26 protein-coding genes are annotated in these 25,586 nt (G+C 69.5%); 15 read left to right on the top strand and 11 right to left on the bottom strand.

All coding sequences use genetic code 11. The features are described 5' to 3' along the window. Window positions 1-2: 2 nt before the first annotated feature. Window positions 3-1,241, bottom strand: a complete 1,239-nt coding sequence (locus IT072_RS05655) for a YihY/virulence factor BrkB family protein (protein WP_223359979.1) — start codon at window positions 1,239-1,241, stop codon at window positions 3-5. Window positions 1,242-1,274: 33 nt separating this feature from the next. On the opposite strand from IT072_RS05655, the gene IT072_RS05660 reads away from it, so the two are divergent. Next, window positions 1,275-2,279: an NAD-dependent epimerase/dehydratase family protein gene (locus tag IT072_RS05660; RefSeq protein ID WP_223359980.1), complete on the top strand. Its 1,005-nt coding sequence runs from the start codon at window positions 1,275-1,277 to the stop codon at window positions 2,277-2,279. A gap of 74 nt (window positions 2,280-2,353) precedes the next feature. Here the strand turns inward: IT072_RS05660 and IT072_RS05665 are convergent, their stop codons facing one another. The 6 genes from IT072_RS05665 to sdhC form a co-directional block, all read right to left on the bottom strand. Then, window positions 2,354-2,671 carry a DUF4190 domain-containing protein gene (locus tag IT072_RS05665; protein ID WP_223359981.1) on the bottom strand — a complete coding sequence of 106 codons (318 nt, stop codon included), beginning with the start codon at window positions 2,669-2,671 and terminating at the stop codon, window positions 2,354-2,356. Window positions 2,672-2,731: 60 nt separating this feature from the next. Further along, complete coding sequence (locus tag IT072_RS05670) at window positions 2,732-3,115, bottom strand: hypothetical protein (RefSeq protein ID WP_223359982.1); 384 nt, start codon at window positions 3,113-3,115, stop codon at window positions 2,732-2,734. A gap of 188 nt (window positions 3,116-3,303) precedes the next feature. Continuing rightward, the gene (locus IT072_RS05675) at window positions 3,304-4,065 is read right to left on the bottom strand and encodes a succinate dehydrogenase iron-sulfur subunit (RefSeq protein ID WP_223359983.1); all 762 of its coding nucleotides are present in this window, start codon (window positions 4,063-4,065) and stop codon (window positions 3,304-3,306) included. After that, entirely contained in the window at window positions 4,065-5,867 is a 1,803-nt protein-coding gene (sdhA, locus tag IT072_RS05680) for a succinate dehydrogenase flavoprotein subunit (protein ID WP_223359984.1), read from the bottom strand. The genes IT072_RS05675 and sdhA overlap by 1 nt, the downstream gene beginning before the upstream one ends. A 15-nt stretch (window positions 5,868-5,882) precedes the next feature. Further along, entirely contained in the window at window positions 5,883-6,326 is a 444-nt protein-coding gene (locus IT072_RS05685; RefSeq protein ID WP_223359985.1) for a succinate dehydrogenase hydrophobic membrane anchor subunit, read from the bottom strand. A 1-nt stretch (window position 6,327) separates the two neighbouring features. After that, the gene (gene sdhC / locus IT072_RS05690) at window positions 6,328-6,744 is read right to left on the bottom strand and encodes a succinate dehydrogenase, cytochrome b556 subunit (protein ID WP_223359986.1); all 417 of its coding nucleotides are present in this window, start codon (window positions 6,742-6,744) and stop codon (window positions 6,328-6,330) included. 198 nt (window positions 6,745-6,942) lie between these two features. Between sdhC and IT072_RS05695 the strand changes: the two genes are divergently transcribed. After that, entirely contained in the window at window positions 6,943-7,167 is a 225-nt protein-coding gene (locus IT072_RS05695; protein ID WP_223359987.1) for a hypothetical protein, read from the top strand. 12 nt (window positions 7,168-7,179) lie between these two features. Here the strand turns inward: IT072_RS05695 and IT072_RS05700 are convergent, their stop codons facing one another. Further along, window positions 7,180-8,304 carry a mannose-1-phosphate guanylyltransferase gene (locus IT072_RS05700; RefSeq protein WP_223359988.1) on the bottom strand — a complete coding sequence of 375 codons (1,125 nt, stop codon included), beginning with the start codon at window positions 8,302-8,304 and terminating at the stop codon, window positions 7,180-7,182. Between the two features lie 87 nt (window positions 8,305-8,391). Between IT072_RS05700 and IT072_RS05705 the strand changes: the two genes are divergently transcribed. From IT072_RS05705 to IT072_RS05755, 11 genes are all read left to right on the top strand, one after another. Continuing rightward, the gene (locus IT072_RS05705) at window positions 8,392-9,561 is read left to right on the top strand and encodes a glycosyltransferase family 4 protein (RefSeq protein WP_223359989.1); all 1,170 of its coding nucleotides are present in this window, start codon (window positions 8,392-8,394) and stop codon (window positions 9,559-9,561) included. Between the two features lie 53 nt (window positions 9,562-9,614). Next, window positions 9,615-10,751, top strand: coding sequence for a magnesium and cobalt transport protein CorA (locus tag IT072_RS05710; protein ID WP_223359990.1), 1,137 nt, complete (start codon window positions 9,615-9,617; stop codon window positions 10,749-10,751). 182 nt (window positions 10,752-10,933) lie between these two features. Then, window positions 10,934-12,016, top strand: coding sequence for a BMP family lipoprotein (locus IT072_RS05715; protein WP_223359991.1), 1,083 nt, complete (start codon window positions 10,934-10,936; stop codon window positions 12,014-12,016). A gap of 209 nt (window positions 12,017-12,225) precedes the next feature. Beyond that, window positions 12,226-13,746, top strand: a complete 1,521-nt coding sequence (locus IT072_RS05720; protein ID WP_223359992.1) for an ABC transporter ATP-binding protein — start codon at window positions 12,226-12,228, stop codon at window positions 13,744-13,746. Then, on the top strand, window positions 13,743-15,026 hold the full coding sequence (locus IT072_RS05725; protein WP_223359993.1) for an ABC transporter permease: 1,284 nt from the start codon (window positions 13,743-13,745) through the stop codon (window positions 15,024-15,026). Before IT072_RS05720 ends, IT072_RS05725 begins: the two co-directional genes overlap by 4 nt. Beyond that, window positions 15,023-16,312 carry an ABC transporter permease gene (locus tag IT072_RS05730; RefSeq protein WP_223359994.1) on the top strand — a complete coding sequence of 430 codons (1,290 nt, stop codon included), beginning with the start codon at window positions 15,023-15,025 and terminating at the stop codon, window positions 16,310-16,312. The genes IT072_RS05725 and IT072_RS05730 overlap by 4 nt, the downstream gene beginning before the upstream one ends. Further along, entirely contained in the window at window positions 16,309-16,731 is a 423-nt protein-coding gene (locus tag IT072_RS05735; RefSeq protein ID WP_442786788.1) for a cytidine deaminase, read from the top strand. Before IT072_RS05730 ends, IT072_RS05735 begins: the two co-directional genes overlap by 4 nt. A gap of 12 nt (window positions 16,732-16,743) precedes the next feature. Beyond that, window positions 16,744-18,051, top strand: a complete 1,308-nt coding sequence (locus IT072_RS05740) for a thymidine phosphorylase (protein WP_223359995.1) — start codon at window positions 16,744-16,746, stop codon at window positions 18,049-18,051. Window positions 18,052-18,095: 44 nt separating this feature from the next. Next, window positions 18,096-19,214 carry an adenosine deaminase gene (locus IT072_RS05745; RefSeq protein WP_223359996.1) on the top strand — a complete coding sequence of 373 codons (1,119 nt, stop codon included), beginning with the start codon at window positions 18,096-18,098 and terminating at the stop codon, window positions 19,212-19,214. A 24-nt stretch (window positions 19,215-19,238) separates the two neighbouring features. Beyond that, complete coding sequence (locus IT072_RS05750; RefSeq protein WP_223359997.1) at window positions 19,239-19,697, top strand: PTS sugar transporter subunit IIA; 459 nt, start codon at window positions 19,239-19,241, stop codon at window positions 19,695-19,697. Next, entirely contained in the window at window positions 19,694-19,966 is a 273-nt protein-coding gene (locus tag IT072_RS05755) for a PTS sugar transporter subunit IIB (protein WP_223359998.1), read from the top strand. Before IT072_RS05750 ends, IT072_RS05755 begins: the two co-directional genes overlap by 4 nt. Before the next feature lie 12 nt (window positions 19,967-19,978). Here the strand turns inward: IT072_RS05755 and IT072_RS05760 are convergent, their stop codons facing one another. Continuing rightward, window positions 19,979-20,281: an ArsR/SmtB family transcription factor gene (locus IT072_RS05760; protein ID WP_223359999.1), complete on the bottom strand. Its 303-nt coding sequence runs from the start codon at window positions 20,279-20,281 to the stop codon at window positions 19,979-19,981. 51 nt (window positions 20,282-20,332) lie between these two features. Here IT072_RS05760 and IT072_RS05765 point away from each other — a divergent pair, with 51 nt between their 5' ends. Continuing rightward, complete coding sequence (locus IT072_RS05765; protein ID WP_223360000.1) at window positions 20,333-21,526, top strand: MFS transporter; 1,194 nt, start codon at window positions 20,333-20,335, stop codon at window positions 21,524-21,526. On the opposite strand, the gene IT072_RS05770 is transcribed toward IT072_RS05765, so the two are convergent. Then, complete coding sequence (locus IT072_RS05770; protein WP_223360001.1) at window positions 21,516-23,222, bottom strand: phospho-sugar mutase; 1,707 nt, start codon at window positions 23,220-23,222, stop codon at window positions 21,516-21,518. The two genes, IT072_RS05765 and IT072_RS05770, sit on opposite strands and share 11 nt — an antisense overlap. Then, window positions 23,219-24,052 carry a purine-nucleoside phosphorylase gene (locus tag IT072_RS05775; RefSeq protein WP_223360002.1) on the bottom strand — a complete coding sequence of 278 codons (834 nt, stop codon included), beginning with the start codon at window positions 24,050-24,052 and terminating at the stop codon, window positions 23,219-23,221. Before IT072_RS05775 ends, IT072_RS05770 begins: the two co-directional genes overlap by 4 nt. A gap of 97 nt (window positions 24,053-24,149) precedes the next feature. Between IT072_RS05775 and IT072_RS05780 the strand changes: the two genes are divergently transcribed. Further along, window positions 24,150-25,586, top strand: coding sequence for an NAD(P)H-quinone dehydrogenase (locus IT072_RS05780; RefSeq protein ID WP_223360003.1), 1,437 nt, complete (start codon window positions 24,150-24,152; stop codon window positions 25,584-25,586).

Consider the following 25,586-nt stretch of genomic DNA (forward strand, 5'->3'; position numbering starts at 1 on the left):
GCCTAGCGGGAGCGGCCGACGCTCCCGCTGTCGAGCAGATCGTTCAGCCGGTGCTCCGCCTTCTCCACGCTCCGCTGGGCCGTGAGGCGGCGGAAGAAGCGGGCTTCGGCCAGATCCTGGCGTGCGTTCGCGAGCTCCGCACGGGCCACGAGCACGCGGGCCTCGTGTTCTGCGGCCGCACGCTCGGCGGCCGCCTGCTCGGGCGTGACCATGCGGGGCGAGAGCCCTTGGTCGAACATCCCCACGGCGATCCAGGAGGCGGAGAGGAGGATGACCCGCGAGACGAGGTTGAACCAGAGCAGCAGACCGATGAAGACGGCGAACGTCGCCAGCAGCGGGTTCTTGGTCGCGCCGCCGAGGAGCACGCCGCCGAGCACGCTGAGTCCGGCCAGGATCGAGGCGCCCAGGAGGACGCCGAAGAACAGGTTCCGCCAGGGGATCGCCACCCGGGCCATCACCCGGAACATCGCCCCCAGCGTGACGATGTTGAGGGCCACCGACACGATGAGGCTCGAGATGCGCGTGACGAGACCCGTCGCGACGGAGTCGGAGGGCAGGCCGATCAGGTCGAGGAAGAAGGTCAGCGCCTGCGTGCTGACGATCGTCAACGTCGCAGAGAAGACGAACACCAGGCCGAAGCCGAGGGCGAGGAACAGGTCGCGGATCTTCTGCAGGACGTAGTTCGTGGTGTCCCTGCTGAGTCCGAACACCGCGCGCACGGCCTGGCGCGTGTAGTAGAGCCAGCCGATCGCCGTCCACAGCAGACCCACCGCGGCGATCGCCCCGGCCCAGCCGAACGAGGTCGCCTGCTCCAGCTGCGAGGTGTCGACCACCCCCTGCGACGTCGGCGTCGCGATCAGGCCGGGCACGGCGCGATTGATGAGCGCGACGAGGGCCTCGTAGATGTCCGGGTTGCTCGTCAGCCACAGCCCCGCGACCGAGAAGCCGAGCCAGACCGCGGCGAAGATCGCGAACAGGGCTTGGAAGCCCATCCCCGCGGCCCGCAGGTTGCCGTCCGAGTGCGAATAGTTGATGTAGACGCGGTACGGCCGCAGAGCCTGTACCCACTTCGCGACCAGCGACACCCGCTCGACGGGCTTCTCGAGGCGTTCCTTGATCGGCTCCGTCGCACCCAGGAACCGCTCCTTCAGCGACTCCTCGGGCTCGACCGTCCCCTCGGCGCGCTGCACCGACGGATCGGGGCGCGCCGCGGCACGCACGGGGCGGGTCTTCTTGGCCACCGGCTCAGGATATCGAGCCGGTAGGGTGTCGGGATGCCTTCCGCTCTGATCCTCGGCGGCACCGGCCTGCTCGGCCGCGCGACCGCGCTCCGTCTGGCGAACCACGGGTGGGAGGTGGCGGTCACCGGACGTGACCCGCGGCGGATGCCGGCCGAGCTCGCCGAGGCCGGTGTGGAGCACCGCGCCTCCGACCGCCGGGACCCGGACGCGCTGGACGCGGCCGTGGGGGAGGGTGTCGACCTTCTCGTCGACGCCCTCTGCTTCACCGCGGAGGACGCCCGCTCCCTGCTTCCGCATCTCGGCGGGGTCGGGTCGACGGTGATGTTCTCCAGCAAGGCCGTCTACGTCGACGGGGAGGGGCGGCACATCAACTCGCCGGAGCGGCCGAACTTCGGCGGTCCGGTCGCCGAGGGCCAGGCCACCCTCGAGCCGGCCTGGGACGGGCGATACCGGACCCGCGAGGGCTACGGACGCAACAAGGTGGCGGCCGAGCGCGTGCTGCTCGACAGCGGGCATCCCGCGACCGTCCTGCGAGCGTCCAAGGTCCATGGCGTCGGGGCGGCCCTGCCGCGCGAATGGCACTTCGTCCGCCGTGTGCTCGACGGCCGCCCGGCGGTGCTCCTGGCCCACGGCGGACGCGGCTTCGACCATCCGACGGCAGCGGTGAATGCCGCGGCGCTCGTCGAGGCCGTCGCGGGGCTGCCGGGGAGCCGCATCCTCAACGCCGCTGACCCTGACATCCCGACCGGACTCGACATCGCGCGGCTTGTCGCGAGGACGCTGGGGCACGCGTGGGAGGAGGTACCGGTCGAGGCGGCCGAGCCCGGCTGGCATCCCTGGGACGTCGTGCCCGGCATCCGGCTCGATCTGAGCGCGGCCACCGCGCTCGGCTACCGGCCGGAAGGCGACTATGCGGTGACCGTGCGTCCGGCGATCGAGTGGGCCGCATCCTTCGGCCCGACACCGCCGTGGGCCGCGGAGGTCGAGGAGTCGGACTTCGACTACGCCGCAGAGGACGCATACCTCGCGGGGCGCTGAGCCCGGTGCCCCCTGGCACGCGAAGAGCCCCGGACCCCGCAGAATGCGGTGCCCGGGGCTCTGACGCTTCCGGCTCAGTACGAGTAGCTGGAGTATCCCGCCGACGCCGCTGCGATGCCGGCCACGATCGCGAGGATCGTGAACAGCACGATCAGGGCGATGTAGACGTAGCCGATGATGAGGCCGGCGAGGGCCAGGCCGCGGCCGCTCTCACCCGTGCGCTTGATCTGGCTGAGGGCGATGTGCCCGCAGATCACGCCGGCGAGCGGGATGATGAACGCGCCGACGAGGGCGATGATCGCCAACACGTTCGTGCCGCTCTTCTGCGCCGGGTAGGGCGTGTATCCGGCCGGCGCGGCGGGCGGGTAGGCGTTGGGGTTCTGGTCGGTCATGGTGAGGAGGCTCCGATCGGGATGCGGGGTCGGTGGTGAGGTGGTGCGGTGTTGCTTCTGTTACTTCTGCGAGACGCTGTCGGCCAGCACGCCGGCGGGGTGCAGGACGGCCGCGATCGCGTTGGCGGTCTCCTGGAACGCCGTGTCGGTCTTGGCGGCGCCGATCGCGCCGCCCTTCAGCGCGCCTCCGGCCATGTTGCGGTTGAGGCGCGCGACCAGGCGGCCCTGCTGGTCGACCATGAAGTCGACGAGGAAGGACACCTGGAAGTTCTTGCCGGCCCACGCGCCGAGCCAGAAGGTCGACGCGGCGCTGCCACGCTTGGCCAGCAGACCGCCGGTGGGTGTCGTAGTGACGACGAATCCCTCGGACTGGAGGGCGGAGACGACGAGCTGCCTGGCGGCCTCGTGGTCGCCGAGCAGGAAGAAATCGTGTGCGGAGGCCATGGGTTTCCTCGGGTACGTGGGCGGGTTCGAGTGCATCCGTGTGGACACGATTTGTCACTCTAGCGGGGGACACGCCCCCTTCGCATCCCGCTGGGCCAGCAATGTCGCCGTCCGCGGTCCGAACACGCCCCCACGAAGAGAGCGCCCCTCCGCCGTGCAGCGGAAGGGCGCTCTCGGTAGCCGGAATGCTACGGCTTGCCGCGCATGATGGCCTGCTTCACCTCGGCGATGGCCTGGGTGACCTGGATTCCGCGGGGGCACGCGTCGGTGCAGTTGAAGGTGGTGCGGCAGCGCCAGACGCCCTCCTTGTCGTTGAGGATGTCGAGACGCACCTGGGCGTTGTCGTCGCGCGAGTCGAAGATGAACCGGTGGGCGTTCACGATCGCGGCCGGTCCGAAGTACTGGCCGTCGGTCCAGAACACCGGGCAGGACGAGGTGCACGCGGCGCAGAGGATGCACTTCGTGGTGTCGTCGAAGCGGGCGCGGTCGGCGACCGACTGGATGCGCTCCTTGCCCTTCTCCGGCTTGCTGTTCGCGACGAGGAACGGCTGTACCTCGCGGTAGCTCGCGAAGAACGGCTCCATGTCGACGATGAGGTCCTTCTCGAGCGGCAGGCCCTTGATCGCCTCGACGTAGATCGGCTTGGAGATGTCCAGGTCCTTGATCAGCGTCTTGCAGGCGAGCCGGTTACGGCCGTTGATGCGCATGGCGTCCGACCCGCAGATGCCGTGGGCGCAGGAGCGGCGGAAGGTCAGCGACCCGTCCTGCTCCCACTTGATCTTGTGCAGCGCGTCGAGGATGCGGTCCGTCGGGAACATCTCGACGTCGAAGTCCTGCCAGCGCGGCTCGCTGTCCACGTCCGGGTCGAAGCGACGGATGATCAGCGTCACGGTGAACGACTGGATCGGGGCTTCCGGAGCGGGCGGAGTCTCCAGTACGGCGTTCGACATCAGTACTTCCTCTCCATGGGCTCGTAGCGCGTCACGACGACAGGCTTCCAGTCGAGCGTGATGTGGTCCGCCGCGTCGGCGGAGTGCGGGTCGCCGGTCAGGTAGGCCATCGTGTGCTTCATGTAGTTCTCGTCGTCGCGCTTCGGGTAGTCGTCGCGCATGTGGCCGCCGCGCGACTCCTTGCGGTTGCGTGCGGAGTAGACGACCACCTCGGCCAGGTCGAGCAGGAAGCCGAGCTCGACGGCCTCCAGCAGGTCGGTGTTGAAGCGCTTGCCCTTGTCCTGCACGACCACGTTCTTGTACCGCTCGCGGAGCCGGTGGATGGTGCCGGTCACCTTCTCGAGCGACTCGTCGGTGCGGAACACCTGGGCGTTCTTGTCCATCTCGTCCTGCAGCTCCTTGCGGATCGCGGCGATCCGCTCGGTGCCGGTGCCGCCGCGCAGATCGTCGAGCATGCCGCGGACGAACGCCGCCGGGTAGGCGGGTAGCGGCACGGCGGTCGCGGTCTTGACGTACTCGACGGCGTTGGTGCCCGCGCGCTTGCCGAAGACGTTGATGTCGAGCAGCGAGTTGGTGCCCAGGCGGTTCGACCCGTGGACCGACACGCAGGCGCACTCGCCCGCGGCGTAGAGTCCGGGGACGACCGTGGTGTTGTCGCGCAGCACCTCGGCGTTGTTGTTCGTCGGGATCCCGCCCATCGCATAGTGCGCGGTCGGCATGACCGGCACGGGCTCCACGACGGGATCGACGCCGAGGTAGGTGCGGGCGAACTCGGTGATGTCGGGGAGCTTGGTCTCCAGCACCTCGGCGCCCAGATGCGTGCAGTCGAGCAGCACATAGTCCTTGTGCGGTCCGGCGCCACGGCCCTCGGCGACCTCCTGGACCATGCAGCGGGCGACGATGTCGCGCGGAGCCAGGTCCTTGATGGTCGGGGCGTAGCGCTCCATGAACCGCTCGCCGGACGCGTTGCGGAGGATGGCGCCCTCGCCACGGGCTCCCTCGGTGAGGAGGATGCCCAGGCCGGCCAGACCGGTCGGGTGGAACTGGAAGAACTCCATGTCCTCCAGCGGCAGCTTCTTGCGCCAGATGATGCCGACGCCGTCACCGGTGAGGGTGTGGGCGTTGGACGTCGTCTTGAAGATCTTGCCGAAGCCGCCGGTCGCGAAGATGATCGCCTTCGAGTGGAAGACGTGCAGCTCCCCGGTCGAGAGCTCGTAGGCCACGACGCCCGCGGGCTGGTCGACGCCGTCCACCTCGTTCATGATCACGTCGAGGACGTAGAACTCGTTGAAGAAGTTGATGCCGAGCTTGACGCAGTTCTGGAACAGCGTCTGCAGGATCATGTGGCCCGTGCGGTCGGCCGCGTAGCAGGCCCGGCGGACCGGCGCCTTGCCGTGGTCACGGGTGTGCCCGCCGAAACGGCGCTGATCGATCTTGCCCTCGGGCGTGCGGTTGAACGGCAGGCCCATGTTCTCGAGGTCGATGACCGCGTCGATGGCCTCCTTGGCGAGGATCTCGGCCGCGTCCTGGTCGACGAGGTAGTCGCCGCCCTTGACGGTGTCGAAGGTGTGCCACTCCCAGCTGTCCTCCTCGACGTTGGCGAGCGCCGCGGCCATGCCGCCCTGCGCCGCGCCGGTGTGGGAGCGGGTGGGGTAGAGCTTCGAGATCACGGCCGTCTTCGCGTGCGGGCCGGCCTCGATGGCCGCGCGCATCCCGGCGCCGCCGGCGCCGACGATGACGATGTCGAACTCGTGGTAGTGGACGCCGTCGATGACGGTCGATTCAGAATCAGTCGTAGTCACTGGTGGGTTTTTCCGTTACTTGACCGGGCAGAAGGACGGCAGCTGGTCCGCTGCGGCGCCCACCGGGCAGGGGTCGAAGGTGAAGATCACGAGGGTGCCGAGCACGACCATCACGACCACCGCGGCGAGGATCGCCCAGCGGAGGATGCGGTTCACCGTCTTGTTGTGCGCGTAGTCGTTGACGAGGGTGCGCATGCCGTTGCCGCCGTGGATCATGGCGAGCCAGAGCATGAGCAGGTCCCAGACCTGCCAGAACGGGGTGGCGTACTTGCCGGCGACGAAGGCGAAGTCGATCTGCTTGACGCCGTCGCCGAGCACGATGTTCACCAGGAGGTGCCCGAAGATCAGGACGATCAGCACGAGACCCGAGAGCCGCATGTAGATCCAGCCCCATTTCTCCCAGTTGACGCCCTTGCGTGCCGGACGGGCGGGGGAGCGGGGTGCTTCGATGGTCGTCACGTCAGTTCACCTCCGCGAAGATGTGGATGAGCTGCACCGGGATGAAGCCGGCCATCAGCACGACCCAGAGGGCGATCACGATCCAGAACATCGCGCGCTGGTACTTGACGCCCTTGCTCCAGAAGTCGATCAGGATGACCCGGATGCCGTTGAAGGCGTGGAAGACGATGGCCGCCACGAGGGCGATCTCGCCGAGTCCCATGATGGGGTTCTTGTACGTCCCGATCACCGCGTTGTACGCCTCCGGGCTGACCCGGATGAGCGAGGTGTCGAGGATGTGCACGAGAAGGAAGAAGAAGATGGCGACGCCGGTGATGCGGTGAAGCACCCACGACCACATGCCCTCGCGGCCGCGGTACAGCGTGCCGCCCGGCCGGTTCTTCGTCGGCTGCAGAGTCCCTGCCGCTTGGTCTGGCACGAACAACCCTCCCTGGTTGCGTGGAGCTGAGTGAGGCGCGCTGAGCGCGCTGTCCAGTCTATGCCGCGGCCCTTCCCGCCGCTGCTTAGGGTGACCTCAGTTATCTCGACGTCGAGATAATCGTTGGTGGACGTTCCGAGTCCGTGAGAGCGCTGTGCATCCCTTGTGCGGGCCCCTCCGCGGCGTACGTTCCACCGCATGAGTCAGGACGAACCCGTCATGGACGGGAGCAACGAAGCCGGTGCCGATGCCAAGGTCGCCGGGATCATCGACCAGGTACGTGCGGACATGCAGCTGCGGCCGCGGGAGGACAGCGAGAAGCTGCTGCGCCAGCGGCTGAGCGACGCCGGCATCCAGCTCGACGACGCGGAGATCTCGCGCATCGCAGGAGAGGTGCAGAGCGGCCCGTCCGTCGTCGACTAGCGGCCGACCGGCCTAGAGGACGTCCGTCGAGCCGGTGACCTTGAGGGCGTCGACGACCGACTTCACCCGCTGGGCGTGCTCGCTGGTCGTGACCAGGAGGGCATCGGGGGTGTCGACCACGACGATGTCCTTCACCCCGATCAGGCTGATGACCCGCTTGCTCTGGCTCACCACGATGCCGCTCGACGAGTCGGCCAAGACCCGCGCGTTCTCGCCGAGGATGGCGAGGTCGGACTTGCGTCCGCCCGAGTTCAGCTTGGCGAGGGAGGCGAAATCGCCGACATCGTCCCAGTCGAAGTAGCCGGGGATGACGGCCAGACGGCCGGCGGCGGCGGCGGGTTCGGCGACGGTGTAGTCGATCGCGATCTTCTCGAGGCCGGGCCAGATGCGGTCGACCGCGGGGCCGCGGGTCGCCGGGTCGTCCCAGGCGGCGGCGAGTGCGAGCAGACCGGCGAGGAGCTCCGGCTTGGTGCGCCCGATCTCCTCGAGCAGCAGGTCGGCGCGCGCGATGAACATGCCCGCGTTCCAGAGGTAGGAGCCGGACGCGACGTACCGCTCGGCGGTCGGCAGGTCGGGCTTCTCGACGAAGGAGTCCACCAGATGGGCGGAGGGAGCCCCGTCGATCCCGGCCGGATCCGCGGCGCAGTGGATGTAGCCGAAGCCGACGGCGGGCTCGAGCGGCTGGATGCCGATGGTCGTGATGTACCCGGCGGCCGCCGCGTGGACGGCCTCCCGGACCGCCTGCCGGAACCGCGTCTGGTCGCGGATGACGTGGTCGGCGGCGAAGGAGCCGATGATGACGCCGGGCTCGCGGCGTTCGAGGATCGCAGCGGCGAGGCCGATGGCGGCGGTCGAGTCGCGGCCTTCGCTCTCGAGGACGACGTTCGCGTCGGCCAGATCGGGCAGCTGGGCCTCCACGGCGGCGCGGTGGGCGCGACCGGTGACGACCATGATCCGCTGGTCGCCGGAGAGCGGGGTCAGCCGGTCCCAGGTGTCGCGCAGCAGCGTCTGCCCCGATCCGGTCAGGTCGTGCAGGAATTTGGGCGCGTCGGCGCGCGAAAGCGGCCACAGCCGGGACCCCACGCCGCCGGCGGGGATCACGCTGTAGAAGCGGTCGAGCGGGGTGCTGCGGGTCATGGTGGACAGGATACCGATCGGTGCTGGACATCCGCCGTTCACGGGTGGGCAATGGTGGGGCCACCCTCGCCGCCTACCGTGAAGGCCATGCGGGTAGCCGTCGTCAGCGAGAGCTTCCTCCCCACGGTCAACGGGGTCACCAACAGCGTGCTCCGCGTGCTGGACCATCTCGCGGAGGCGGGACACGAGGCGATCGTCATCTGCCCGGACGCGGGGGCGCCGGCCGAGTACGCCGGGTTCCGGATCCACCAGGTCCCGTCGATCGCGTACCGGCAGTTCCCGGTCGGGCTGCCGAGCCCGCAGGTGCAGCGCATCCTCGCCCGCTTCGCGCCCGACGTGCTGCACGCGGCCTCTCCCTTCTTCTTGGGCGCGCAGGCCATCGCTGCCGCCAACCGCCTGGGCGTCCCGTCGGTCGCGATCTACCAGACGGATGTCGCCGGCTTCGCACGCCGCAACGGGCTCGGCCTGACGTCGGCGATCGCCTGGAAGTACGTGCGCTGGGTGCATGAGGGAGCGGATCTCACGCTCGCGCCGTCCGCGGCCTCCGAATACGACCTCCGGGAGGCCGGTGTTTCGCGCATCGGGCGCTGGGGTCGCGGTGTGGACCTCGAGCGCTACCACCCGAACAAGCGGCGGACGAAGGCGGCGGCCGCTCTGCGCGAGCGCCTGTCGCCCGACGGCGAGGTGGTCGTCGGCTACGTCGGACGCATCGCGCCGGAGAAGCAGGTCGAACGCCTGCGCACCCTGCGCGGCGTCCCCGGCCTGTCTGTCGCCATCGTCGGATACGGACCGGCCCGTGAGGCTGTCGAACGCGAGCTGCGCGGTGTTCCCGTCACCTGGCTCGGGCGCCTCGGGGGCGAGGAGCTCGCCGCCGCCTACGCCGCGTTCGACGTGTTCGTGCACACCGGCTCCGAAGAGACGTTCGGCCAGACGGTGCAGGAGGCGCACGCCTCCGGGCTGCCCGTCGTCGCGCCGCGCGCCGGCGGTCCGGTCGACCTCGTCGAGCACGGCGTCGACGGCCTCCTGTTCCCGCCCGGCGACGAGCGGGCGCTCCGGGCAGCGGTCTCCATGATCGTGAGCGACACCGGGCTGCGGTTGCGCATGGGGGAGGCCGGCCGCCGTGCCGTCCTCGGCCGCGGGTGGGACGTGCTGTGCGGGGAGCTGATCGGGCACTACGAGCGGGTCATCCTGAACGCCTGCGCAGAGCCGGAGGGGAGCGGCGTCCAGCCGGTCGGCAGGCAGCGCGCGTACAGTTAGGTGGCCGCTCGCGGCGGCCGTCCACCCTTCCGCACGCTCCCTGGAGGTGAACGATGGCGAACATCAACCGACGCGGCATTCCGATGCCTTTCGTGTCCCGGTCGCGGAGGACCGACCCTCCCAGTGCCGTCGTCTCCGCCGAGCCTGTGGAGGCGGGCGTCCGGTCGCGCAACAGCATGGTGGACAGCGCGGTCTACCGCGATGGCGTCCGCGTCGCCTCGCCGACCACGCTCGCCGAGACCTACCACGCGCTCGACAGCACGCCCGGGGGCGTCGCGTGGATCGGGCTCTACCGGCCGAGCGAGCGCGAGCTGATGTCGCTCGCGGAGGAGTTCAACCTCCACCCCCTGGCGATCGAGGATGCGATCGTCGCCCACCAGCGGCCCAAGCTGGAGCGCTACGACACCGTGTTGTTCGTCGTGCTCAAGGCGGCGAACTACCTCGACGTTCCCGAGGAGGTCGACTTCGGTGAGCTGCACCTCTTCGTCGGCCCGAACTTCGTGATCACCGTCCGCCACAGCGAGTCTCCCGACCTCTCCACCGTGCGCCACCGCATGGAGGCCGAGCCCGACCTCCTGGCCCTCGGGCCTCAGGCGGTGCTCTACGCGATCATCGACGCCGTCGTGGACGCGTACAGCCCGGTCGTCGCGGGTCTCGCCAACGACATCGACGAGATCGAGACCCAGGTGTTCGGCGGGGACGCCCTCGTCTCCCGACGCATCTACGAGCTGTCGCGGGAGGTCATCGACTTCCAGCGCGCCACCCATCCGCTCTCCGCGGTGATGGTCGCTCTCGAACGCGGCAGCGCCAAGTACGGCGTCACCCAGGAGCTCGAACGCCGCCTCCGCGACGTGGCGGACCACCTCACCCAGGTGAACGAGCGCGTCGACGGCTTCCGCTACCTGCTGCGAGACATCCTCACGGTGAACTCCACTCTCGTCTCCGAACGCCAGAACGAGGAGATGACCCGCCTCGCCCTCTCCACCCACGAGCAGGGCGAGCAGGTCAAGAAGATCTCCTCCTGGGCGGCCATCCTCTTCGCCCCGTCCCTCATCGCCGGCGTCTACGGCATGAACTTCGAGCACATGCCCGAACTGAGCTGGACGCTGGGCTACCCGCTCGCCATCCTGGCGATGCTCGGGCTGAGCACGCTGCTGTACGTGCTGTTCAAGAAGCGCGGGTGGATGTAAGGAGTCCGTTCGACGCGCGGTTGGTGACTGCTCAAATGAGCAGTCGCCAACCGCGCGCGCGTTTGTAACGCTTGCATGAAGAAGCCGGATTTTCGGACGGAGCGGTCTGTCACATTCGGTAACGTCAATGCATACCCTGGCCGGCGAGCACCCACGCCGGTCACGCATCTTGGAGGACAACCTTGACAATCACAGCTCGTAAGGCCGGCCTCGTCGGTCTTGCGGCGACCGGCGTCATCGCGCTGCTCGCCGCGTGTTCCGCTGCACCGTCCGACAGCTCGTCGACCGGCGCCGCGAAGAGCGACTTCCTGCCCTGCATGGTCTCCGACTCGGGCGGGTTCGACGACCACTCGTTCAACCAGCTCGGGTACGAGGGTCTCACCGAGGCGGCCAAGTCGCTGAACGTGACCCCGAAGTCGGCCGAGTCGAAGAGCGAGAACGACTTCGCTCCGAACATCCAGAGCATGGTCGACGCGAACTGCAACCTCGTCGTGACCGTCGGCTTCCTGCTCGCCGACGCCACCAAGAAGGCCGCCGCGTCGAACCCCGACGTCGACTTCGCCATCATCGACGACAACTCGATCCAGGCCAAGAACGTCAAGCCGATCATCTTCGACACCGCGCAGGCGGCGTTCCTCGCCGGCTACGCGGCCGCGAGCTACTCGAAGACCGGCATCGTCGGCACCTTCGGCGGCATGCAGATCCCGACCGTCACCATCTTCATGGACGGCTTCGCGGACGGCGTGAAGTACTTCAACGACCAGAAGGGCAAGTCGGTCAAGGTCGTCGGCTGGGACGTCGACGCGCAGAACGGCTCGTTCACCGGCGGCTTCGACGCCAACGAGACCGCGAAGAACACGGCGCAGGGCATCATCGACCAGAACGCCGACGTGATCATGCCGGTCGGCGGCCCGATCTACCAGTCGGCCGCGCAGGCGATCAAGGACTCCGGCAAGTCGATCGCCATGGTCGGCGTCGACGCCGACGTCTACGAGTCGGACCCGAGTGTGAAGGACCTCCTCCTCACCTCGGTCATGAAGGGCATGAAGCCCGCCACCAACGACGTCGTCAAGCAGGCGGCGGGCGGCAAGTTCGACAGCACGCCGTACGTCGGCACGCTGAAGAACGACGGCGTCGGCATCGCCCCGTTCCACGACTTCGCCTCGAAGGTGGACTCGGGCCTGCAGGGCGAGCTCGACAAGATCAAGGCCGGCATCATCGACGGCTCGATCAAGGTCACCTCCCCTTCGTCGCCCAAGCAGTAACGACGGACAACACTCGACGGGGAGGTCAGCATGGCTGGCCTCCCCGTCTGCCGTTGTCACGCATGTGTCGGGATGCTCATCTGAGCAGAGACTGACATATGCGCAGAAGGTAGATTGATCTCGCGCGACGAGGCCACCAGCGTCGTCGCGCGCCACCTTTCACGTGTCTCTGTGCTCACCACGGGCGAGGAGAGAAGGAACCCACCCGAATGAAGCTCGAACTCCGCGGCATCACCAAACGGTTCGGTGCCCTGGTCGCGAACGACCACATCGACCTCACGGTCGAACCCGGCGAGATCCACTGCCTGCTCGGCGAGAACGGCGCAGGCAAGTCCACCCTGATGAACGTGCTCTACGGCCTCTACCAGGCCGAGGAAGGCGAGATCCTGCTGGACGATGTGGTCCAGCACTTCGCCGGCCCCGGCGACGCCATGAAGGCCGGCATCGGCATGGTGCACCAGCACTTCATGCTCATCCCCGTCTTCACCGTCGCCGAGAACGTCATGCTCGGCCACGAGCAGACGAAGTTCGGCGGTCGCCTCGACCTCGCCGCGGCCCGCGCGAAGGTGCGCGAGATCTCGGCCCGGTTCGGCTTCGACGTCGACCCGGACGCCCTGGTGGAGGACCTCCCCGTCGGCGTCCAGCAGCGCGTCGAGATCATCAAGGCTTTGTCGCAGAACGCGAAGGTGCTCGTCTTCGACGAGCCCACGGCCGTGCTGACGCCACAGGAGACCGACGAGCTGATGGGCATCATGCGCCAGCTCAAGGAGCAGGGCACCGCGATCATCTTCATCACCCACAAGCTGCGGGAGGTACGCGAGGTCGCCGACCGCATCACGGTCATCCGCCTCGGCAAGGTCGTCGGCGAGGCGGAGCCGACCGCGACGAACGCCGAGATGGCGTCGATGATGGTCGGCCGCGCCGTCTCCCTCACCGTCCACAAGGACCCGGCCACCCCCGGCGACGCGGCGCTCGTCGTCCGCGACCTCTCGGTGATCGACCCGATCGGCCAGCTGGTCGTCAACCGCGTGAACTTCGAGGTCCGCGCGGGGGAGATCCTCGCGATCGCGGGAGTGCAGGGCAACGGCCAGACCGAGCTCACCGAGGCGATCCTGGGTCTGCAGCCGCGCGTGGAGGGCACGATCGTGCTCGACGGCGCCGAGATCCAGAGTTACAGCCCGCGCAAGGTGCTCGACGCCGGCGTCGGGTTCGTCCCCGAGGACCGCAACGAGGACGGCCTCGTCGGCGAGTTCACCATCCAGGAGAACCTGATGCTGGACCGCTCGACCGGGGAGCCGTTCGTCAAGGCCGGCAACATCCAGTTCTCGTATCTCAAGCAGTTCGCCGAGGAGAAGGTGCGCGAGTTCGACGTGCGCACCCAGTCCATCGACACCGCCGTCGGCCGCCTCTCCGGCGGCAACGCGCAGAAGGTCGTCCTGGCCCGTGAGCTGAGCCGCGAGCTGCGGCTCTTCGTCGCGGCGCAGCCGACCCGCGGTCTCGACGTGGGCTCGATCGAGTTCGTGCACAAGCGCATCGTCGAGACCCGCGACTCGGGAGTCCCGGTCATCGTGGTCTCGACCGAGCTGGACGAGGTCGCGGCGCTGGCCGACCGCATCGCGGTGATGTACCGCGGCGGGATCGTTGGAATCGTGCCGGGGGACACGTCGCGCGACGTCCTCGGCCTCATGATGGCCGGCGAGTCGCCGGAGCAGGCAGGAGCAGCAGCATGACGGGGACCCCCACCCCCAGCCGGCCCGTGGCGCCCGCACAGCCGGGTCAGCCCGCCGGCAAGGCGGAGAACGACGACCGCTGGAACAAGGCGGTCCGCGACATCATGGGCGGCCCGGTGATCATCTCGATCCTGGCCGTCGTGCTGGCGCTGATCGTCGGTGCGATCCTGATCGCCGCGACCGACCCCGAGGTGCAGAAGGCCGCCGGGTACTTCTTCGCCCGCCCGGGAGACACCTTCAAGGCGATCTGGGACTCGGTCTCGAGCGCCTACGTGTCGATGTTCCAGGGCGCGATCTACAACTTCCGCCGTCCGACGTTCGCGGCGGGCATCCGCCCGCTCACCGAGACCTTGACGTTCGCCACGCCGCTCATCGTCAGCGGCCTCGGCGTGGCCCTCGCGTTCCGCGTCGGCCTGTTCAACATCGGCGGTCAGGGGCAGATCCTCATCGCCGCCGCAGCCTCGGCCTGGGTGGGCTTCTCCTGGAACCTGCCGCCGGTCATCCACCTGGTGCTCGCGGTCGTCGCGGGCATCGCGGGCGGCGCGATCTGGGCCGGCATCGTCGGCGTCCTGAAGGCGCGGACCGGTGCGCACGAGGTGATCGTCACGATCATGCTCAACTACATCGCCTTCTACCTCATCGCATACATGCTGCGCACCCAGGGCCTCCTGCAGGCGCCCGGCTCCAACAACCCGAAGGCTCCGCCGATCCACGCCAACGCGGTGTTCCCGCCGCTGTTCGGCGAGCAGTACAACCTGACCTGGGCCTTCGTGGTCGTCATCGCCGCGACGGTCTTCGTCTGGTGGCTGATCAACCGATCGAGCCTCGGCTTCCGCTTCCGGGCGGTCGGCGAGAACCCGAACGCGGCCCGCGTCGCCGGCATCAACGTCAAGAACGTCTACCTCTACGCGATGCTCATCGCCGGTGGACTTGTCGGCATCGCCGGCGCCAGCCAGGCGCTCGGCGTCTTCCCGCAGGGCATCAGCTCGGGCGTCGACGCGGGCATCGGCTTCGACGCGATCACCGTCGCGCTGCTCGGCCGGTCGCGGCCGTGGGGCGTCTTCGTCGCGGGCCTCCTCTTCGGCGCTCTCAAGGCCGGTGGATACACCATCCAGGCCGCGAACGACATCCCGATCGACATCGTGCTCGTGGTGCAGTCGCTCATCGTCCTCTTCGTCGCCGCGCCGCCGCTGGTGCGCGCGATCTTCCGCCTCCCGACGCCGGGCAGCACGCCCCGGAGACAGCGTCCGATCGTCACGAAGGAGGTGGCGGCCAAGTGACCACCACGGCCCCCGTCGTCCCCGACTCCTCGCCCATCGTGCTGGAGAAGGCCGAGATCCGCTCCTGGAAGGCGCCCATCGCCTTCGCGGTGTTCGTGGTCATCAGCCTGGTCCTGTTCCTCGGCTTCTCCCGTCACGGCGCGAGCACCTTCCGGTTCTCCGAGTCGTCCGACGCGATCAAGCTGCCGAATCTGGTGGTCGACACCTTCTCGACCACCGTCGTCGTGATCGTCCTGCTGGCGATCGTCACCGGATTCAGCGCGTGGCTCTCCTGGAACGCGCGCAAGACGCCGATCTGGCTGGTCGTCGTGTTCGCGCTCGTGTTCATGTTCGGCTTCCTCGCCTGGGCCGGGTCGGGCGAACTGCCCGTGCCCGTGACCGGCCTGCTGCTGGGCACGATCAGCCTCTCCGTCCCTCTCGTCTTCGGCGCCCTCGGCGGCGTGATCTCCGAGCGCGGCGGCGTCGTCAACGTCGCCATCGAGGGTCAGCTGCTCGCCGGCGCCTTCGTCTCGGCCATGACCGCGACGCTCACCGGGAGCTGGGTGGTCGGCCTGCTCGCCGCGATGGTCGCGGGCGTCCTCGTGTCCTTCGTGCTCGCCGCGTTCGCGATCAAGTACCTGGTCGACCAGGTGATCGTCGGCGTCGTGCTCAACGTGCTCGTCACCGGTCTCACGAGCTTCCTGTACTCGAAGGTACTCGCCGCAGACCCGACCGTGCTCAACCACCCGCCGCGCCTGCCCGACTGGCCGATTCCGATCCTGAGCGACATCCCGATCCTCGGCAAGGTGCTCTTCAACCAGACGATCATCGAGTACCTGATGTACATCGCGATCTTCGTGGTCTGGTTCGGGCTGTTCAAGACCCGCTGGGGCCTGCGCCTCCGCTCGGTCGGCGAGCACCCGGAGGCCGCGGACACCGTGGGCATCAAGGTGAACAGCACCCGCTTCTGGAATGTCTCGCTCGCGGGTGCGGTGGCCGGCCTCGGCGGCGCATATTTCACGCTCGGCTCGGTCGGCGCCTTCTCCAAGGAGATGACGGCCGGTCAGGGCTTCATCGCCCTCGCCGCCGTGATCTTCGGACGCTGGGACCCGATCCGGGCCACGCTCGCCGCGCTGCTGTTCGGCTTCGCCTCGAACCTGCAGAACGTGCTCGGCATCATCGGCTCGCCGGTCCCGAGCGAGTTCATGCTCATGCTGCCGTACGTCGTCACGATCTTCGCCGTCGCCGGCCTGGTCGGGATGTCGCGCGCGCCCGCCGCCGACGGCAAGCCCTACATCAAGTCATGACCGGAGACACGATGACCGGGATCGACTGGGCCGCCTTGCGCGACGCGGCGAACGCGGCGAAGGAACACGCGTACGTCCCGTACTCGAAGTTCCCCGTCGGCGCCGCCGCCCTGGTGGACGACGGTCGCATCGTCAGCGGCTGCAACGTGGAGAACGCCAGCTACGGCGTGACCCTGTGCGCCGAGTGCGGGCTGGTCTCGTCGCTGGCGATGACCGGCGGTGGCAAACTCGTCGCCTTCACGTGCGTGAACGGCGACGGCGACACCCTCATGCCGTGCGGCCGCTGCCGCCAGTTGCTCTACGAGCACTCGGCTGAGGGGATGCTGCTGGAGACCGTGTCGGGGATCCGCACCATCGACGAGGTGCTGCCCGACGCGTTCGGCCCGCGCCAGCTCGACGAATACCGCAACAACGATTAGGACAGACACCCCGTGACTCAGACCGCAGGAACGGTCGAGGCGTTCGACGCCGTCGACCTGATCAGGACCAAGCGCGACCGCGGAGAGCTCAGCACCGCGGAGATCGACTGGCTGGTGGACGCGTACACGCGCGGGTACGTGGGCGACGAGCAGATGTCGGCGATGACGATGGCCATCTTCCTCAACGGGATGACGCGCCGCGAGATCAAGGACCTCACCCTCGCCATGATCGCCTCGGGCGAGCGGATGGACTTCTCGGGCCTCGGCAAGCCGACGACCGACAAGCACTCCACCGGCGGCGTCGGCGACAAGATCACGCTGCCGCTGATGCCGCTCGTGGCGACGTTCGGCGTGGCCGTCCCCCAGCTCTCGGGCCGCGGTCTCGGCCACACCGGCGGGACCCTCGACAAGCTGGAGAGCATCCTCGGCTGGCGCGCCAACCTCAGCAACGAGGAGATGTTCGCCCAGCTGCGCGACCAGGGCGGCGTGATCTGCGCCGCCGGCTCCGGCCTGGCGCCCGCGGACGGCAAGCTGTACGCGCTGCGCGACATCACCGGAACGGTGGAGGCCATCCCGCTGATCGCCTCCTCGATCATGTCCAAGAAGATCGCAGAAGGCACCGGCGCGCTGGTGCTCGACGTGAAGTTCGGCTCCGGCGCCTTCCTCAAAGACATCGAGAAGTCGCGCGAGCTGGCCCGTACCATGGTCGAGCTGGGGAAGGACGCGGGCGTCGCGACCTCCGCGCTCCTCACGGACATGAACGTGCCGCTGGGCCTCGCGATCGGCAACGCCAATGAGGTCCGCGAGTCCGTGGAGGTGCTCGCCGGAGGCGGCCCAGCCGACATCGTCGAGTTGACGGTCGCCCTCGCGCGCGAGATGCTCGCGCTGGCGGGCCGTCCGGACGAGGACGTGGAGGCAGCCTTGAAGGACGGCCGCGCGATGGACAAGTGGCGCGAGGTCATCCGCGCCCAGGGCGGCGACCCCGACGCCCCGCTGCCGGTCGCGAAGGAGACGCACACGGTGGTGGCGGAGTCCGACGGCATCCTCGTCGAGCAGCAGGCGCTGCCCTTCGGCATCGCCGCCTGGCGGCTCGGCGCCGGCCGGGCCCGCAAGCAGGACCCGGTGCAGCACGCCGCGGGCATCGACCTGCACGCCAAGCCGGGGGACACCGTCCGCGCCGGCGACCCGCTCTTCACGCTGTCCGCCGACGAGCCGGCCCGGTTCGAGCGTGCCCTGGAGGCCGTCGAGGGGGCGTACCGCATCGCCCCGCTCGGAACGCCGTTCACCCGCGGTCCGCTGATCGCCGACCGCATCTCCTGAGCGGCCCCTCCTCCGCACCCGCTGCGACCGATAGATTGAAGGACATGAGCGAACAGAACGCCGGGTACACGCTGGCCGACGGCACCGACATCCGCGCCCTGCCGAAGGTGTCGCTGCACGACCACCTCGACGGCGGCCTGCGCCCCGCCACGGTGATCGAGCTGGGCGACGCGATCGGCCTGGAGCTGCCGACCACCGATCCCGTCGAGCTCGCGCGGTGGTTCGGCGAGAAGTCGAACTCGGGTTCGCTCGTCGAGTACCTGAAGACCTTCGACCTGACGACCGCGGTCATGCAGACCCGCGAGGGCTTGGTGCGCGTCGCACGCGAGTTCGTCCAGGATCTCGGCGCCGACGGCGTCGTCTACGGCGAGATCCGCTGGGCGCCGGAACAGCACCTGACCCGCGGGCTCAGCCTGGACGAGACCGTCGAGGCCGTCCAGGAGGGCATCGAGGCCGGTATCCAGGACGTGCGCGACAGCGGCAAGCGCATCCGCGTCGGGCAGCTCGTCTCGGCGATGCGTCACCTCGATCGCGGTCTGGAGATCGCCGAGCTGGCCGTCCGTCACCGCGACAACGGGGTGGTCGGCTTCGACATCGCCGGCCCGGAGGCGGGTTTCCCGCCCGCGAACCACCGTGCGGCGTTCGACTACCTGGCCGAGCAGTTCTTCCCCGCCACCATCCACGCGGGAGAGGCCGACGGCCTCGACAGCATCCGCAGCGCCCTCCTCGACGGCCGCGCGCTGCGCCTCGGCCACGGCGTGCGCCTCGCGGAGGACATCGCGATCGAGCGCCAGGACGACGAGAACACCTACGTCACGCTCGGCACGCTGTCGCAGTGGGTCAAAGACCGCGAGATCGCGCTCGAGACCAGCCCCACCTCCAACCTCCAGACGGGCGCCATCGCCGCCTGGGGCAAGGACCTCCTCGACCACCCGTTCGACCTGCTGTACCAGCTGGGCTTCCGGGTGACCGTGAACACCGACAACCGCCTGATGAGCGGGACCACGCTGACCCGCGAGCTGAGCATCCTCGCCGACGCCTTCGCCTACGACCGCACGGACCTGGAGATCTTCCAGCTCAATGCGGCCGCGGGCGCGTTCCTCCCGCTGGAGGAACGTGAGGAGCTGGCCGACATCATCACAGCGGGTTTCGAGGGTTCCTGAGCCGGCGGCGGCTACGCTGAGATCATGCCGCTGCCACCGTTGCCCGAGTCCGCCGTCACCGTCGGGGCCCACGCCTCCGACTGGCGTGATGCGGTGCGGCTCGCGGGAGCGGCGCTGACCCGGTCGGGAGCGACCGAACAGGGCTATGCCGACCGGATGATCCAGGTGATCGAGGAGTTCGGCGCGTACATCGTGATCGCGCCCGGTCTGGCTCTCGCGCACGCGCGCCCCGGCCCCGACGTGAACTTCGACGGGCTCTCGGTCGTGACGCTCGACGAGCCCGTCGTGTTCGGTCACCCGCACAACGACCCGGTCTCCGTCGTGCTCGGCCTCGCCGTGTCGACGCCGGAGGCGCACGTGACGAGCGTCGCCGAGCTCGCGAACGTGTTCAACGACCCCGAGGCCATCCCGGCCCTCGCGGCGGCCCGCGACGTCGACGATGTGCGGCGCGTCATCGCCCGGTCGGAGGAGGGCGCCCGATGAAGATCGTCGCCATCTGCGGCGTCGGGCTCGGCACGTCCGGCATCCTCAAGGTGAACGCGGAGCGGGTGCTCGAGCGCCTGGGCATCGACGCCGACGTGACGGCCACGGACGTCGGCAGCCTGTCCACTGCCGCCGCCGATGCGCAGGTCATCTTGTCGTCGCCGGAACTCGTGGAACGGATCGGCACGACCAACGCCGACGTCATCGTCGTCGAGAACTATTTCGACCTCGACGAGCTGGAGCGCAAGCTCGACGAAGCCCTCGGCTGACCGCCGGCGTCGCTAGTCGCTCAGCAGAGCGGCGATCAGCCCCGGGAAGCGGGCGTCGAGCTCGGCGCGGCGCAGCTGGATGTCATGGGTGCGGCCGTTGACGATCGTGTTCGTGAGACCTGCCTCGCGCAGGGTCTTGAAGTGGTGCGCCATGGTGGATTTCTGCACGTCGCACCCCCACTCGGTCAGGGCTTTGGGGTGCGGTTCGCCGTCGGCGAGGACGCGCACCATCTGCAGGCGGACCGGGTCGGCGACGGCACGGAGGAGGTCCACCAGCTCGACCTCGTCCATCGGCGGCGAGGGGTATTCGGTCATGCGGCGTCCAATTGTTTGACAATCATCGAACAATCGCCCTACGCTAACCGTATGACGATCATCGAACAATCGTACCGCAGGACCACGCCGGCGCTCGTGGTCCTCGCGCTCGGGCTCTTCGTCGTCGGGACGAACGCCTTCGTCATCGCGGGCCTCCTGCCCCAGATCGCGACGACGCTGGGAACGAGCCCGGCGGCGGTCAGCGTGTCGATCACCACCTACTCGCTCGTCGTCGCGGTCGCCGCTCCGGCGGTCTCGATCCTCCTCCCGCGGGTGCCGCGGTCGGCCCTCATGGGCGTCGGTCTCGGCGTCTTCGCCATCGGCACGGCCGTCGCCGCCGTCGCGCCCGACCTCGGCTGGTTCATCGCCGGACGCACGTTCTCCGGCATCGGCGGCGCAGCCCTCGTCCCGACAGCCACGGCGGCCGCCGCCTCCCTGTCCGCGCCCGAGAAGCGAGGTCGCGCCCTCGCGCTCGTCGGCGCCGGGTTCACCCTCGCGACCGCCGTCGGCTCGCCGCTCGGGACGGCGCTCGGCGGCGTCGCCGGTTGGCGGTTCGCGCTCTGGTGCGTGGTGGGCCTCGGCGTCGTCCTCGCGGCGGCGATCCCGCTGCTCGTCCGCCGGGTGCCACTCGCCCCTCCCGCGACGCTGCGACGCCGCCTCGCCACCCTCGCCGATCTGCGGGTGCTCGCACTGCTCGCGACGACCGTGTTCATGATCGCGGGCTTCAACATCGTCTACATCTTCTCGGCGGCCGTCACCCATGCCTCCACCGGCGGGTCCGGTCCCCTGCTGGCGGCGCTGCTGCTCGCCTACGGCGCAGCGGGCGTGATCGGCAACAGCATCGCCGGTCCTCTCACCGACCGCTTCGGGAGCCGCACGGTCGCGGCCGTCGCGCTGCTCGGGCAGGTCGTCGCGCTCATCGTGCTGCCGTTCGTCGAGGCATCGTTCGCGGCTTCGCTGGTGGTCTTCGCGCTCTGGGGTGTGACGGCGTTCGCCATCGCGATCCCCGTCCAGCACCGGCTCGTGCACGTGGATCCCGAGTCCTCCGCCCTCGCGCTCTCCTGGTACTCGACGGCGATGTACGTCGGAATCGCGATCGCCCCGCCCATCGGGTCTCTCGCGCTGGGTGCGGGCGGTGCGGAGGCCGTCCCGGTCGCGGGAGCGGTGGTGACCGTGGCGGCGCTGGCAGCGTTCCTGCTCAGCTACGCGGCCCGCGCCGCCACCCGGCCGGTCCCTACGCCGTGAGTGCCCGCATCGCCTCGCCGAGCGCGGCGACGCGCGCGGTGGCGGTGGCACGTCGCTCGGCGAGCGTGCCCTCGTCGCTCGAGGCGTCGATGTAGATCTTCAGCTTGGGCTCGGTGCCGCTCGGGCGCACCATGACGCGTGAGCCGTCCTCGAGCAGGATACGCAGAACGTCGCTCGGGGGGAGGCCTCCGAAGCCGTCGCGGAGGTCGTCGATGCGGTCGACCTTGACGTCGCCGAGAGTGCTCGGCGGGGTCGCGCGCAGGGCTGCCATGATCGCGTCGATCCGCGAGAGGTCCGTCACCCGCAGGGAGATCTGGTCGCTGGCGAAGTAGCCGAACCGCTCGGCGAACGCATCCAGACGATCCGCGATGGTCAGGCCCTCCGCGGCGAGCGTCGAAGCCAGGTCGAGCAAGGCCGTCGCGGCGGAGATACCGTCCTTGTCGCGCACCGTCCCGGGATTGACGAGGTAGCCGAGGGCCTCCTCGAAACCGAAGATCAGACCGGGTGCGCGGGAGACCCACTTGAACCCGGTGAGGGTGTCGGCGAAGTCGAGGTGGTACGCCTCCGCCACCGCCGCCAGCGCGGGCGAGGAGACGATCGAGCAGGCGAGCACGCCGTCGGCCGCTCCGTCGCCGGCGGCGGCCTCGGCCAGCTCGGCGGCGCGCCAGCCCAGGAGGGCTCCCACCTCGTTGCCACTCAGCCGGCGATAGTCGTCCGCGGACGACGGGTCCGGGATGGCGACGGCCAAGCGGTCGGCGTCGGGGTCGTTCGCGATCACCAGGTCGACACCGGTGGCCCGCGCGGTCTCGAACGCGAGATCCATCGCTCCCGGCTCCTCGGGGTTCGGGAACGACACCGTCGGGAAGGCCGGGTCGGGGTCGATCTGCGCGGCGACCACCTGAGGCTCGGCGAAGCCGGCGGCGGCGAACACATCGCGCGCCGTGCGCCAGCCGACACCGTGCATCGCCGTGTACGCGAACGACACCGCGTCGCGAGGGGCGCCGGTCGCCGCGACGCGCGCGGTCGCGTCGATGTAGGCCCGCTCCACGTCGTCGGATGCGATCTCGTACTGCTCGGAGCGGGGGAGGTCGCTGACGCTCCCCGAGGCGACCTCGATGATGTGGGCCGCGATCTCCGCGTCCGTCGGCGACACGATCTGCGAGCCGTGGTCCTCGCCGCCCAGATAGACCTTGTACCCGTTGTCATTCGGCGGGTTGTGGCTCGCGGTGACCATGACACCGGCACTCGCGTCGAGGTGGCGGACCGCGAACGCGAGGACGGGGGTCGGCAGCAGGCGGGGGAGGAGCACGGCGCGCACGCCGGCCCCGGCCATCAGCTCTGCCGTGTCCCGCGCGAAGACGTCGGAGTTCTTCCGGCCGTCGTAGCCGATCACGACCGACGGCGTGACGCCGCCGGCGTGTTCGAGCAGCCAGCGCGCGAATCCGGCGGCGGCCTGCGAGACCAGCACGCGGTTCATCCGGTTGGGGCCGGCCGCGATCTCCCCGCGCAGCCCGGCGGTGCCGAAGGCGAGGCGGGTGTCGAAGCGCGAGTGGAGGTCGGCGAGGGCATCCGCGGAGCCGTCGGCCGCAGCGGCGACCAGCGTCTCCAGCTCGGCGCGGGTCTCCGGGTCGGGGTCCTGATCCTGCCAGGCGCGAGCGGCGGCCAGCAGGTCGGCGGTGGCGAGCGCGGGGCTCACAGGGCCGCCACGATCCGGGCGAGCAGCGCGCTGATCACCGGCTCGGCCGCCTGGCCCGCCTCGATGACCTCGGCGTGGCTCAGCGGGGTCTTCTGGATGCCCGCCGCCAGGTTGGTGATCAGGGACATGCCCAGGATCTCCATGCCGGCCTGGCGGGCGGCGATCGCCTCGAGGGCGGTCGACATGCCGACGATGTGGCCGCCGATGGCCTTCGCCATCTGCACCTCCGCCGGGGTCTCATAGTGCGGGCCGCGGAACTGCGTGTAGACGCCCTCGTCCAGCGACGGGTCGATCGTCTTCGCGAGCGCCCGCAGGCGGCCCGAGTAGAGGTCGGTCAGGTCGATGAAGGTGGCGCCTTCGAGCGGGGAGTCCGCCGTCAGGTTGATGTGGTCGCTGATCAACACCGGGGTGCCGGGCTTCCAGTGCTCCTTGATACCGCCGGCGCCGTTGGTGAGGATCATGGTCGTCGCACCCGCCGCGGCCGCCGTGCGCACGCTGTGCACGACCCGGCGCACGCCGTGGCCTTCGTAGTAGTGCGTGCGCGCGCCGATCACGAGCGCGCGCTTGCCGCTCGGCAGCAGTACCGAGCGCAGGGTGCCGACGTGGCCCTCCAGCGCCGGCCTGCCGAAGCCCAGGATCTCGGTCGCCGGGATGGTCGCGGTGGTCTCGCCGATGAGGTCCGCCGCCGTGCCCCATCCGCTGCCCAGGGTGAGGGCGATGTCGTGCTTCTCGACGCCGGTCTTCTCGGCCAGCTGCTCCGCCGCCTGGCGGGCCACCTCGAACGGGTCGGCCTGCGGGTCGTCGAGCGGGTTCGTGTTCGTTTCGAGCATGAGCCAACTCTACTGAGCGCTCCCGGCGCGTCCAGGCGGCGCGGGATGCGCATCGGAGCGTGCGCGCCGGCGCGTGCGCATGCGGAAGAATGGGGGCATGGCCTTTGAATTCGAGCGCAAGCAGCGCATCGCCGTGCTGGGCGGCGGACCGGGCGGCTACGAGGCGGCGATCGCGGGCGCGCAGCTGGGCGCCGACGTGACCCTGGTCGAGCGTTCCGGAGTCGGCGGTTCGGCCGTCATCACCGACGTCGTCCCGTCGAAGAGCCTCATCGCGACCGCCGAGGCCACCAACTCCATCGCCGAGGCGGCCGACCTCGGCGTGCAGTTCTTCACCCGCGGGAGCCACGGGAAGCCGGTGCGCCCCGAGCTCGCGGTCAACCTCGCCGCCGTCAACAAGCGGCTCATGGGCCTCGCGCGCCAGCAGTCCGAGGACATGCGCGCCGAGCTGGTGCGCTCGGGTGTTCGCATCGTGAACGGCGAGGGGCGCCTCGACGGCGACGACGCCGTGATCGTGTCGACGTCGCGCGGCGACCGCGGCACCGACTTCGACCGGGTGGAGGCCGACACGATCGTCATCGCCGTCGGCGCCAGCCCGCGCGTCCTCCCCACCGCCGTCCCGGACGGCGAGCGCATCCTGACCTGGACACAGCTCTACGATCTGGGGGCCGTGCCCGAGCACCTCATCGTGGTCGGCTCCGGCGTCACGGGCGCCGAGTTCGCCTCCGCCTACACGGCGCTCGGCTCCAAGGTGACCCTGATCTCCTCCCGCGACCAGGTGCTCCCGGGCGAGGACGCCGATGCCGCCCGCGTGATCGAGAACGTCTTCAAGCGCAACGGCATGCAGGTGCTCTCGAAGTCCCGCGCCGAGTCGGTCGTGCGCACCGAGAACGGCGTCGTCGCGACGCTCGCCGACGGCCGCACCGTCGAGGGCAGCCACTGCCTCATGGCGGTCGGATCCATCCCGAACACCGCGGGCATCGGGCTCGAGGAGGCCGGGGTGCAGCTCACACCGTCCGGCCACATCCGCGTCAACCGCGTCGCCCGCACCTCCATCCCGAACATCTACGCCGCGGGCGACTGCTCGGACCTGCTGCCGCTCGCCTCCGTCGCCTCCATGCAGGGGCGCACCGCCGTGTTCCACGCGATGGGGGACGCGGTCAACCCGATCGAGCTGCGCAACGTGACGTCCAACATCTTCACCCAGCCCGAGATCGCGACGGTCGGCTGGAACCAGAAGCAGATCGAGGACGGCATCGCCCAGGGCGACATCTACAAGCTGCCGCTCAAGTCGAACCCGCGCGCGAAGATGCTCGGGCTGCGCGACGGCTTCGTCAAGCTCTTCGCCCGCACCGGGTCCGGCACCGTCATCGGCGGCGTCATCGTCGCCCCGCGGGCATCCGAACTCATCTTCCCGCTCGCGCTCGCCGTGGAGCACCGTCTCACGGTCGACCAGGTCGCCCGCGCGTTCACCGTCTACCCGTCGCTCTCCGGATCGATCTCCGACGCCGCACGCGCCATGCATATCGTCCTCTGA

Source organism: Leifsonia sp. ZF2019 (assembly GCF_019924635.1).
Classification (GTDB): Bacteria; Actinomycetota; Actinomycetes; order Actinomycetales; family Microbacteriaceae; genus Leifsonia.